This window comes from Cryobacterium sinapicolor, from assembly GCF_004403465.1.
Classification (GTDB): domain Bacteria; phylum Actinomycetota; class Actinomycetes; order Actinomycetales; family Microbacteriaceae; genus Cryobacterium; species Cryobacterium sinapicolor.
In genome coordinates this window covers 41,720-53,169 of the sequence record NZ_SOGQ01000083.1, presented here as the reverse complement: position 1 = coordinate 53,169, position 11,450 = coordinate 41,720, and the positions used below count along the sequence as shown (strand labels likewise).

At 67.0% G+C, this 11,450-nt stretch carries 11 protein-coding genes; 7 read left to right on the top strand and 4 right to left on the bottom strand.

Annotated features, from left to right (window positions below):
• Positions 1-29: 29 nt before the first annotated feature.
• The 4 genes from E3T28_RS14965 to E3T28_RS14950 all read left to right on the top strand — a co-directional run bounded on the left by E3T28_RS14965 (position 30) and on the right by E3T28_RS14950 (position 4,161).
• On the top strand, positions 30-1,091 hold the full coding sequence (locus E3T28_RS14965) for a glycosyltransferase family 2 protein (protein WP_241979380.1): 1,062 nt from the start codon (positions 30-32) through the stop codon (positions 1,089-1,091).
• On the top strand, positions 1,088-1,900 hold the full coding sequence (locus E3T28_RS14960; protein ID WP_134432767.1) for a CDP-alcohol phosphatidyltransferase family protein: 813 nt from the start codon (positions 1,088-1,090) through the stop codon (positions 1,898-1,900). Before E3T28_RS14965 ends, E3T28_RS14960 begins: the two co-directional genes overlap by 4 nt.
• Positions 1,887-2,786 carry a glycosyltransferase family 2 protein gene (locus tag E3T28_RS14955; protein ID WP_241979379.1) on the top strand — a complete coding sequence of 300 codons (900 nt, stop codon included), beginning with the start codon at positions 1,887-1,889 and terminating at the stop codon, positions 2,784-2,786. Before E3T28_RS14960 ends, E3T28_RS14955 begins: the two co-directional genes overlap by 14 nt.
• Before the next feature lie 73 nt (positions 2,787-2,859).
• Positions 2,860-4,161 (top strand): hypothetical protein, encoded by a 1,302-nt coding sequence (locus E3T28_RS14950; protein WP_134432765.1) that lies wholly within the window; start codon positions 2,860-2,862, stop codon positions 4,159-4,161.
• On the opposite strand, the gene E3T28_RS14945 is transcribed toward E3T28_RS14950, so the two are convergent.
• Positions 4,158-5,045: a hypothetical protein gene (locus tag E3T28_RS14945; RefSeq protein WP_241979378.1), complete on the bottom strand. Its 888-nt coding sequence runs from the start codon at positions 5,043-5,045 to the stop codon at positions 4,158-4,160. The genes E3T28_RS14950 and E3T28_RS14945 overlap by 4 nt on opposite strands.
• Before the next feature lie 90 nt (positions 5,046-5,135).
• On the opposite strand from E3T28_RS14945, the gene E3T28_RS16990 reads away from it, so the two are divergent.
• Positions 5,136-5,411, top strand: coding sequence for a helix-turn-helix domain-containing protein (locus tag E3T28_RS16990; RefSeq protein ID WP_166787053.1), 276 nt, complete (start codon positions 5,136-5,138; stop codon positions 5,409-5,411).
• Between the two features lie 13 nt (positions 5,412-5,424).
• Here the strand turns inward: E3T28_RS16990 and E3T28_RS14935 are convergent, their stop codons facing one another.
• The 3 genes from E3T28_RS14935 to E3T28_RS14925 are packed head-to-tail and all read right to left on the bottom strand — an operon-like array spanning position 5,425 to position 7,711.
• Positions 5,425-6,171, bottom strand: coding sequence for an ABC transporter ATP-binding protein (locus E3T28_RS14935; protein WP_134432761.1), 747 nt, complete (start codon positions 6,169-6,171; stop codon positions 5,425-5,427).
• On the bottom strand, positions 6,171-6,971 hold the full coding sequence (locus E3T28_RS14930) for an ABC transporter permease (protein WP_241979377.1): 801 nt from the start codon (positions 6,969-6,971) through the stop codon (positions 6,171-6,173). Before E3T28_RS14930 ends, E3T28_RS14935 begins: the two co-directional genes overlap by 1 nt.
• Before the next feature lie 47 nt (positions 6,972-7,018).
• Positions 7,019-7,711 carry a phosphocholine cytidylyltransferase family protein gene (locus tag E3T28_RS14925; protein ID WP_134369621.1) on the bottom strand — a complete coding sequence of 231 codons (693 nt, stop codon included), beginning with the start codon at positions 7,709-7,711 and terminating at the stop codon, positions 7,019-7,021.
• A gap of 545 nt (positions 7,712-8,256) precedes the next feature.
• Between E3T28_RS14925 and E3T28_RS17085 the strand changes: the two genes are divergently transcribed.
• Both E3T28_RS17085 and E3T28_RS14915 read left to right on the top strand, forming a co-directional pair.
• Positions 8,257-9,777, top strand: a complete 1,521-nt coding sequence (locus tag E3T28_RS17085; protein WP_241979376.1) for an ABC transporter ATP-binding protein — start codon at positions 8,257-8,259, stop codon at positions 9,775-9,777.
• Complete coding sequence (locus tag E3T28_RS14915; RefSeq protein WP_241979375.1) at positions 9,753-11,327, top strand: PAM68 family protein; 1,575 nt, start codon at positions 9,753-9,755, stop codon at positions 11,325-11,327. Before E3T28_RS17085 ends, E3T28_RS14915 begins: the two co-directional genes overlap by 25 nt.
• Positions 11,328-11,450 lie beyond the last annotated feature (123 nt).

Sequence of the window (11,450 nt, the reverse complement as noted above, 5' to 3'; positions counted from 1 at the left end):
CTCTAGCTCCCGTCCAGAAGAATGGAACTATGACCAGCCAGGATCCCTCTTCCGGAGAGAAGTCCCTGCTCGGGGTTTCCTACGTGATGCCGGTGCTGAATGACGTGACACATGTGCGTGCCGCCGTGACCAGCCTGCTCCGCCAGGACTATATGGGGCCCTTCGAAGTCACCCTGGCGCTCGGCCCGAGCATCGACGGCACGACCGAACTGGTCGAGGAGATGGCCGCGGTCGATCCGCGCATCCGCATCGTCGCGAACGAGATCGGTTCCACTCCGGCAGGCCTCAACGCCGCTATCCGAGCGTCGCAGTACCCGTTCGTCATCCGCGTCGACGCCCACTCGGTGCTGCCCCCGGACTATGCCCGCATCGCCGTGGAGACCCTCGAGCGCACCGGCGCCGACAATGTCGGCGGCGTCATGGACGCCCAGGGGGCAAGCCCGTTTCAGAAGGCCGTGGCCCGCGCCTACGGCACGAAGATCGGCCTCGGCGGAACGCCCCTGCACATCGGCGGCCCGGAAGGCCCCGCGGAAACCGTCTACCTGGGCTGCTTCCGTCTGGACAGCATCGTGCGCGTGGGCCTCTTCGACGAGGGCATCAAGCGAGGCCAGGACTGGGAACTCAACCGCCGCCTGCGCGACCAGGGCGGCACCGTCTGGTTCACTCCCCGGCTCCGGGTCGTCTACCGGCCCCGGCCGAGCCTGGCCCGGCTGGCCCGGCAGATGGTGTCCACCGGACTCTGGCGCGGGGAACTCGCCCGCCGGTATCCCGAGGACAACGGCATCCGTTACTTCGCCCCGCCCGTCATGGTCCTGGGTGTCCTGGGCGGAACCCTGGCCGGACTGGCCGGTCTGGTGCAGCTGTTCACCGCAGCGACCCCGTGGCTGCTGCTCGGATTCTTGATTCCCGCCGCTTACCTACTCCTCGTCGCCCTGGCCACGGCCCTGGTGACGCGTCCGGACGGGTTTCGTGCCGGGCTGTGGTTTCTCGTAGTCTTGCCCTGCATCCACTTCTGCTGGGGGATCGGCTTCCTGCTCGGCTATCTGAAGTTCACCACCAACATCACGGCCCATACCGGAAGGCACCAATGACGTCAGCGAATCCCGCGGCGACTCGACCCTCCTCAATCGCCGAGTTGCGCCGGGTGGCGCAGCCGCCGGAAGTGCGGCTGCGGGCGAACGCCGAGCACTGGACGGCGTCCCTCTACCTGCGCGACATCTCCCCGTACCTGACCTGGATGCTGCTGAAGACCCGCATCTCGGCGAACGGCGTCACCGGGCTGATGATCCTGGTCGGTTGGTCCACGGCGGCCGCGCTGCTCATTCCCGGCGTCTGGGGCGCCCTGCTCGCGCTCCTGCTCGGGCAGCTGCAGATGCTGGTCGACTGCTCCGACGGTGAGGTCGCCCGCTGGCGCCGGCAGTCCTCCCCGGCCGGGGTGTTCCTCGACAAGGTCGGGCACTACACGACCGAGGCTCTCATCCCGATCGCGTTCGGCATACGATGCGCCTACTACCCGTTCGAGGCCCCGGCCGACTTCCTCTGGACCACACTCGCACTCCTGCTCGCCCTGATCATCGTGCTCAACAAGGCACTCAATGACATGGTGCACGTGGCCCGTGCGAACGCGGGCATGACCAAGCTCGCCGATCGCAAGCACGAGCAGACACCGACGTCGAGCCTGATCGCCCGGGCCCGCAGCCTGGCCCGGTTCCTGCCGTTCCACCGGCTGTACCACTCGGTCGAGCTGACGATGCTGATCTTCGTCGCGGCGGTCGTCGGCAGTTTTCTCGGCGAGCCGACGGTCGACCGCTTCGTGCTGGCCCTGCTCGTGCCACTGGCATTCCTCTCACTGGTGGGCCACTTCGTGGCTATCATGGCGTCCAAACGTGTCCGGTCCTGACGCGGCACCGCACGGCCTCGCCCTGCCGACCGTGGGGGTCGTGCTGCTCACCCAGGGCACCCGTCCCGACGACCTGGCTCGCGGCATCCGGAGCCTGATGGTCCAGAAGGACGTGCGCCTGGACATCGTCTGCGTGGGCAACGGCTGGCAGCCATCCGACCTTCCCGCGGCGGTGAAGACCCTCGGACTGCCCGAGAACCTGGGCATTCCGGCCGGCCGCAACCGCGGGGTCTCCCGCGTCGCGGGCGAGTTCCTCTTCTTCCTCGACGACGACGCCAGCATCCCGGACCCGCATTTTCTGCGGGATGCCGTCGGCGTGCTGCGGGCGGACCCGACCATCGGCCTCCTGCAGCCCCGCGTGGTCGACCCGGCCGGGATCGCGTCTCCCCGGCGGTGGATTCCGCGCATCCGTAAAGGCGAGGCCACTCACTCCAGCAACGTCTTCTCGGTCTGGGAGGGCGCCGTGCTGCTGCCCCGGGCCGCCTTCGACGCCACCGGAGGCTGGGCCGAGCCGTTCTTCTATGCCCATGAGGGCATCGAGCTGGCCTGGCGGGTTTGGGACCTGGGCCTGCGCGCCTGGTATGCGGGTGACCTGCAAGCCAATCACCCCGTGATCGCGCCGACCCGGCACGCCGACTACTACCGCCTGAATGCGCGCAACAGGGTCTGGCTGGCCCGCCGCAACCTCCCGGCGCCGCTGGTGCCCGTCTACGCCGGGTCCTGGCTCCTGATCCAGATACTGCGCTGGGCCCGCAATCCGAGCGCCCTCCGCGCTTGGCTCGCGGGTTTCCGCGAGGGCTGGACCACCGACCCGGGGGAGCGGCGCCCGCTCAAGGCACGCACGGTGTGGCGGATGACGCTGGCTGGCCGACCACCCATCGTCTAACGATTCCGTCGTCAAGATCCCCTTCGGGGGTCAGGGGCGCTCGGGTAAGTTGCATGGTCGGTACTCTTGACGGGTGGGTATTCAACGAGACGTGAGGCTTGGGCTCAAGCTGGTCAGGGACGTCACGGCGTCGCGCAAGGCACAGCGGCTGCTGAACGGGCGGCTGTCCAAGCGGGAGCCGCTGCCTCGGAACCACTTCAAGATCGCGGTCTACTTCGCTGACGGCGACGTCAACCTGTACCAGATGCGGCAGTGGTACAAGCCGCTGGCGAAGCTCGCCGAGACCTGGCCCGTCCTGGTGCTGAGCCGCAGCGGGGCAGGTGCCCTGCCGCTGATCGACGAGTCCCCGATCCCGGTGGCCTACGTCCGTCGGGTCGTCGACCTCGAACGGGTGCTGGCGGAGCAGGACATCCGAATCGTGTTCTATGTGAACCAGAACACCCGCAACTTCCAGATGATGCGCTACGGGCGCCGCTGGCACGTTTTCATCAACCACGGTGAGAGCGACAAGATGTACATGGTCACGAACCAGATCAAGGCCTACGACTACGCCTTCGTCGCCGGAGACGCCGCGATCGCCCGCCTCGACAAGGTGCTCTGGGACTACGACTTCGACAAGCGCGCCATCGCGATCGGGCGCCCCCAGGCCGACTATTATTCGGGCGCGACGCCGTTCGCCCGGGACGGGCGCCAGGTCGTCCTCTATGCTCCGACCTGGGAAGGTGACCGGCCGGCTGCCGCATACGGCTCGATCGCGTCCCACGGCGTCGCCCTCGTGACGGCGTTGCTCGCCTCGGGCCGGCACCGGGTGATCTACCGTCCCCACCCGCGCAGCGGAGTGGTGAGCAGCGAATACGGCGCCGCGAACAAGGCCATCATCGCGGCCATCGCGACGGCGAATGCGCGGGATGCGTCGGCCCGCCACATCTACGATGCGAGCCCCGGCCTGGGCTGGCAGCTGTCGGCGGCGGATGTCGCGATCGTCGACATCTCGGCAATGGTCTACGACCGACTGGCCTCGGGCAAGGCTCTGATGGTGACCCGTCCTGTCGACCCGGAATCCCAGATCGACTCGAGCGGTTACCTCTCCGACTGCGAGTGGCTGCACGTCGAACGGGCCGGGAGCATCCTCACGGTACTCGACGACCTCAGCCATGACAGCGAGGCTCAGGACCGGCTCAACGTCTGGGTCGAGCGCTACTTCGGCGACACCGGCCCCGGGGTCGCCACGAACCGATTCCATGCGGCCGTGGCGCACCTGATGCACGAGTGGGAACGTTTCGACGCCTCCCACCCGCAGGCCGTGAGTCTCGAGGTGGTCGAGCCGGCCATCGACGCTCCGGCGGACGAGATCACCGACGTCGAGAAGCCCTAGCCGGCACGGGGCGGTGTCGGCGGCGCCGGCTCAGGTGCGTCGGGCATCCGTCGCCGAGGTGACAGCCGACCGGGCAGTCCGGTCAGGGACAGGCGGGTGATCCCGGGGATGCGGCGGGCGCGCGTTTGCTGATTGACGATTCGTACCTGCGGGTTCAGCTCCTCGCGGAAACCGATCGGGGGCGGGCCGAACGCGAGCCGGGAGGACCGCACGACCCGCGTGCCCAGGATGTGGTTGCCGGCACCGCCGATGATGGCGCCGACGCCGAACGGCAGGGCCTTTCCGATGAAGCTGGCGCCGCCCTTGGCGACGAACTGCCGGATGAAGCTGCTCTTCAACCGATCGGTCAGCGGTCCCATGATCGCCCGGGGAATGCTGGTGGTGACGAGTTCGCCCCAGTAGGCGGTGCGCGGCACGCCGGAGCCGGAGACCTGGCCGGCCAGCTGGCGCACCAGGTCCGAGCCTTCACGACCGAGCATCATCGTCATCACGAGCGCGCGCGCCCGCTCTGGGTCCTCGACCGCGATGCCGTGCACCTCGCTGACCGACTGCGTGAACAGTGCGGTGGCTTCGAGGAACCCGGCCGTCTCCACACCGGAGAGGGCCAGCGTGATACCGGTGCCGACCCCGGGAATGACCGCCGTCGCGCCGACCGCGGCACCGCCGGTGGTGACGGCGGCGAGATAGCGGCGTTCCAAGATCTGGATGACCTCCACGGGCGAGGCCTGCGGAGAACGGTGCCGCACGGAGCGGATGTGAGCGAGCACCGCAGGCCGATGGATCGCCATCACGCGGTCGAAGCCCGTGACGATCCCGGTGGGGAGTTGACCGCCCCGCGGCAGGCCGCCCGTCTCGGAGATGATCGGCTTTGCTTTTCTGGCCATCAGAGTGCCCTCCCTCAGTGTCCCGTTGAGTTTACGTGTCCCGGCTGGGTGCCACTGGCGGAATGGACGGTGCGCGCCTATACACAGAGCATGCCTGAGCCGAAGTCAGAAGCATCCCGAATCCTCGGTGTCCGCCTGCGTCGCCGGCGGCGCCAGCTGGCCCTCAATCAGGAAGCCGTCGCCCACCTGGCCGGCCTGAACGTGTCCAACTACGCGCGCATCGACCGGGGCCTCGGCAACCCCACCTTCCACACCCTGATCCGGCTCGCGACGGTGCTCGGCCTGGAGCCAGGTGACCTGATAACCGGTTTCAATTCCGCTCACCTGCCGCCCTCCCGGGACGGCCGGCCCGACCGGATGCCGTGATCGCTTCGGCCCGTCAGGCCGGCTTGATCCCGTACTGCGAGTTGTAGAGCGCCAGCACTTCGGCGATGGGGGCATCCAGAACCAGCGCACCCTTGTCAAGGTAGAGGCCCCTGGTGCAGAACCGCTTCAGGTCCCGCTCATTGTGGGACACGAAGAACAGTGTGCGCCCGCCGGCCAGGAGCTCCTCGATCCGCCGGTAGCACTTCTCCCGAAACGCCTTGTCGCCGACCGCGAGCACCTCGTCCACGAGGAGGATGGGCTCCTCGAGCCGGGAAATCACGGCGAACGCGATCCGCACCTTCATGCCACTGGACAGGTGCTTGTAGGGAGTGTCGACGAAGTCGGCGATCTCGGCGAAGGCGATGATCTCGTCGAAACGCTCGGCGATCTGCCTCTTCGTCATACCGTGCAGGCCCGCTGTCAGGTAGACGTTCTCGCGTACCGTGAGGTCGTCCACGAAGCCACCCGTGATCTCGATCAGCGGGGCCACGCCCTCGGTCACGCGCACGGTGCCCTCATCGGGCAGCACGACGCCCGTGACCAGCTTCAACAGGGTCGACTTGCCCTGACCGTTGCGACCGACCACGCCGATCGCCTCGCCGCGCTGCACTGTGAACGACACGTTCCGCAGCGCCCAGAACTCGTTGGGTCGGATGCGCCGTCGCCGGGCGGCGAAAAGGTCCTTGAACGAGCGCCGGCCGCGTCGATTGCGGCGGAAACGGATGCCGACACCCTTCAGGGTGATCACCGGTGCCGACACTAGATCTCCTTCAGAACAGCGCGCTCGGTGCGCGTGAAGACAATCAGGCCGACGGCGAGGAAGAGGACCGACATCAGCGCGCTGATCAGCACGAGAGTCCAGTCGAGCTGCTCGGGGAAGAATGCGGCCCGGTACAGGCTGAACAGGCCGCTGAGCGGGTTGAAGCCGGCCCAGAACTGCAGTTCCGTGGGCAGGTCTGCCGTGCCGTAGATGATCGGGGATGCGTAGAAGAGGAACCGGAGGATAAGTTTCACGGCACGCTCGAGGTCACGAAAGAAGACTACGAGGGGAGCCACGATCAGCCCGATCCCCGCGGTCAAGATCGTCTGGATCAGGATGGCGAGGGGGAAGAGCGCCACCCCCGCGCTCAGTTCGGCGCCGGCGATTATCGCGAACAGCAAGAGCACCGGGATGGAGGCCACGAACTCGATGCCCTTGGACAAGACGAGCCGGTTCACCCAAATCGTACGGGGAATGCGGGTGGACCGGATCAGCTTCGCCTCGCGCAGGAACGCGCGGGTGCAGTCGGACACGGTGCCGTTGAACCACATCCACGGCAGCAGCGCCGACAGCAGGAAGACGATGTACGGCTCGTTGCCGACCGTGCGCTGGAAGACTTGGGTGAAGACGAACCAGTAGATCCCGGCCATGACCAGCGGGTCGAGAATCGACCAGAAATAGCCGAGCAGCGAGGTAGAGTAGCGCACCCGTAGGTCCCGCTGTGTGAGCAACCAGAGGGAATGACGGTACCTGGCGAAAGACGTGCGCTGCTCCGGGCGCACCTCCGCATAACTACTCACGCGCTCTATCGTAGGGGCGCGACGCGCGCCCTACGCGAACGGCACCGCTAAACGAAGAGGTTCGCCCGTTCGAGATCCTCGGCGAAGTCGACCTCGACCGCGTAGAAATCGGAGATGTCGAGAGGCTCGACCAGCAGGTTGTTCTTCTCGATCGCGAGCTCGATGCCGCGCTCGAAATAGTCCTGGTCGGCGACCTTCGTCAGATGGTGGAGCAGGACGGCCTTGTACGCGCTGGAAATGTAGTTGATGCCGACGGCCTCGCCCAGTCCGCCCTTGACGGTCTTGGAGAGTTCCTTGATGTAGCCCTCGGCGCTGGTCGTGTACTTGACCTCCTCATCGGACACCTTGGAGGTGTTGACGGTGACGAACGACTGGTCGCGAGCCACCATCGCGGCGGCGCGGTCGAGAATGGCCGGGTCGAAGACGACGTCACCGTTCATCCAGAGCACACCGCCGGTGGTGGACGCCTGGAGAGCGCGCATCAGGCTCTTCGAGGTGTTCGTCTGGTCATACTCTTCGTTGTAGACGAAGGATGCCTGCGGGAACGCTTCGATGATGTGCTCGAGCTTGTATCCGACGACGATGGTCACCTTGGCCTTCTTTCCGAAGGCGTGATCAATGTTGTCGAACTGCTGCTGCATGATCGTTCGACCATCGTTGAGCTCAGTGAGCGGCTTCGGAAGCGAACGACCGAGTCGGCTTCCCATGCCTGCTGCCAAAATGACTACCTGGGTGGTCACGATTGTCTCCTCAAAAAGAATTCGAGTGACCGAGACTCCCTCATATTAGGAACGAGTTTGCCTAGGGTTCACTTGTAAGTTCACGTATAGACACATCGTTATGCCGCTTTCAGAGTACCTTATGCCCTCTGTTGGGGGGAAGGGCAGGCTTCTTTCCGTGTTGAATTCGTGACCCGGGTGCGTGTGGCCGGGCAGCGACTGACTCTGTTTGCCAGTGGCCCCCGAAACCTGCGATGTCAGACGGTCCTTGGTAGGTTAGCGAGGTGACTTCAGCGCCCCCGACATCCGAGCCCGACGATCAGAGGGCAGGCTCTTCCGCGACAGATTCTGCTGAAACACAGGCCACGATGCCGGCTGTTGTGCGCGCGACGCCGGTGCCTAAGGCTCCCGTTCCAAAGCCGCCGCCGCGCACGACGGCTACCCCCCGTGTGGCCGCTGTTCGTCCGAGCGCTGCCCGCGCGACAGCGGCTGCGGAGTCGGATCCGGGTGCCCCCGGCGAGCCCGTTCCAAAGAATCCCGCGCCCAGGGCCGCTCCGAAAAAGCCCGTGACGAGAACGGCCCCGAGGAAGCCGGCTGCACCCCCGGAGGCTGACCCCGCGGGCACCCTGCCGAGGAACGGGGCCCCGAAGGGCGGCACTGCTCGCCCGCCCGCGGCCCGCACGACAGCCACCACAACATCCGCCCGCACCACATCCGCCCGGGCCACGGCGGCACGCACGGCGGCGGCCAAGTCTGAATCCGTCGAGAAGACCGGTGCGGCCCGGTCCAGCGCGGCGAAGGCCAGCGCAGCGCGGGCTGCAGCGACTCGGGCGGCGACTCTGGCGGCTGCGGCTGCGGCTGCTGCGAACGTGTCCGAACCAGACCCGGTGCTTGTCGACCCGGTGCTTGTCGAACCTGAGCGTGTCGAACCGGAGCGTCCGGAGCCTGAGCATGCCGAATCCAAGGCTGCGGAACCCGAGTCTGAGCAAACTGAGGCTGAGCAAACTGAGGCTGAGCAATCTGAGGCTGAGCAATCTGAGGCTGACGAAATTGCGTCTGACCCTGCCACGCAGGTTCCGCCGGAGCACTTCCCGGCGGCGGTCGAGTCTGCCGAGCCGGCCATGGCGGAGACATCCGTTGCGGAATCTTCCGAGGAAGAGACGTCCGTGCTGGAGCTCGGCGCAGCCGCATCGGGTCAGCTGTCGGCAGCCGCCGAAACGGAACTGCTACCTCCCGCCGTGTCTGCCGCCACGAAGCGGCCCGGTTTCAAGCGCGTCCCGCGCAAGCGCGCCCCGGTGATCGCGCCGGCCGCGATCGATCCCGACTCTCCGGTGGTGCTCTCGGTCACCGGTCTGCAGAAGAGCTTCGGGCAGACCGTGGCGGTGTCGGGCATCGACCTCGAGGTGCGCGCCGGGTCGTTCTTCGGGATCGTCGGGCCCAACGGCGCCGGTAAGACGACGACGCTCTCCATGGTCACCGGGCTTCTTCGGCCGGATGCGGGCAGCGTCACGGTGAACGGCATCGATGTCTGGGGGAGCCCGATCGCCGCCAAGCGCATCATCGGCGTGCTTCCTGATCGCCTGCGCCTGTTCGACCGCCTGACCGGTGCCCAGCTGCTCTACTACTCGGGTGTGCTCCGAGGCCTCGACGACGTCACCGTGCGGCAACGCGCAGCCGACCTGGCGACCGCCTTCGGCCTCGAAGACGCACTCAACCGCCTCGTTGCCGACTACTCGGCCGGCATGACGAAGAAGATCGCACTCGCCTGCGCGATGATCCATTCGCCGCGCCTGCTTGTGCTCGACGAGCCGTTCGAGTCGGTCGACCCGGTCTCCGCCGTCAATGTCACCGAGATCCTGCAGAAATACGTCGCCAGCGGCGGAACGGTCGTGCTGTCGAGCCACGGCATGGACCTGATCCAGCGTGTCTGCGACCATGTCGCCATCATCGTGCAGGGCGCGGTGCTGGCATCCGGCACCATCGATGAGGTCCGTGGTGAGAAGACGCTCGAGGAACGGTTCATCGAGCTGGCCGGCGGACGCAAGGTGGCGGAGGGCATGGAGTGGTTGCACAGTTTCTCGGACTGAAGGTCCGCCTGCTCGCCAATCTGTTCCGGCGCAGTCCCTGGCAGGTCGTCGGTATCGTGATCGGCCTGCTCTACGGCCTCGCGCTGGCCGTCGGCCTCTTCGTGGTGCTCGTGGGGCTCCGCTTCACGGGCGATCCAGTGGCCCTTCGCGACGGCCTGATCGTCGCAGGGTCGCTCGTCGTGCTCGGCTTCCTGCTGTTCCCGCTCGTCTTCGGGATCGATGACACCATGGACCCGCGCAAATTCGCGACCATGGGCATCCCGACCCGGCGGCTGTCGCTCGGCCTCGCGCTGTCCTCGCTGGTGGGGGTGCCTGCGTTCGTGCTCGGGGTCGTGCTGCTCGGCACAGTCGTGACCTGGTCCCGGGGCGTCTTCGAAACGTTGCTCGCCCTCGTCTCCGCAGCCCTGCTGCTGGCCACCTGCATGCTCGCGTCACGGGTGAGCACATCGCTGGCGGCGTTCCTGCTGGCGACGCGTCGTTCCCGGGAGTTCACCGGAATCGTCGGGGTGCTGCTTCTGGTCATGACCGCCCCCATCGTGCTTCTAGCGCTCAACTTCGACTGGGGTCGCTACGGCCTCGACCTGATCGGCGGGTTGGCGGGCATCCTCGGCTGGACGCCCCTCGGCGCGGCCTGGGCCGTACCAGGGGACGCCTCAACCGGGCTCTGGGGTGCGGCAGTGCTCAAGCTGCTGATGGCCGGGACGACGACGTACCTGCTGTGGCTCGCCTGGCAGGGTCTGGTGGCCCGGATGCTCGTCACGCCCGGCCGTGAGGCTCCGGCCCGCCACTACGGCGGGCTCGGGTGGTTCGACAGCATGCCACACACCCCGATGGGTGCGATTGCAGCCCGCAGCCTCACGTACTGGCGCCGCGACTCCCGCTACTGGATGTCCGTGATCATCATCCCGGTCATCCCCCTGATCGTCATCCTGCCGCTGTCCTTCGCGGGGGTGCCGATCTCCTACCTCGCGCTGCTGCCGGTGCCGTTGATGAGCGTTTTCCTGGGCTGGACCCTGCACAACGACGTCGCCCTGGACCACACCGCGGTTTGGCTGCATGTGGCCTCCGGCACCCGCGGATTCGAGGATCGGATGGGTCGCCTGGTTCCCGCCCTCTTCGTGGGGATCCCGATGATCGCGGCGGGATCGGCGCTCAGCGTGTCGGTCTACGGGGACTGGGCGGTCATGCCGTCCATCCTCGGGGTGAGCACCAGCATCCTGCTGACCGGGCTGGGACTCTCCAGCTATTCGTCGGCACGCTTCCCCTACCCTGCGACCAAGCCGGGAGACAGCCCGTTCGTCCAGCCACAGGCGTCGGACACCGCGGCCGCGCTGATCCAGTCGTTCACCTTCGCCGGGTCGATCCTGTTGTCACTTCCGGCGCTCGCCTGTGCTCTCCTGGGCGTGTTCGTCGACCCGGTCTGGAACATCCCGGCGCTCGTTCTCGGCGTCGGCATCGGTCTGATCACGCTCGTGGGCGGGGTCTGGCAGGGTTCGCTCGCGTTCGAACGGCGCGGGCCGGAGATGATCTCCTCGGCCATCCGGGCCTAGTCGATTGCTCCCACGCCCTCGCGGCATCCGTTGCTTCAGTGTGTCCGTTCCGGTCGAGAGTGCCCGCTCCGCCAAGCACTCTCGAACGGAGCGCGCACTGTCGCCGGCCGTGATGGCGGCGGG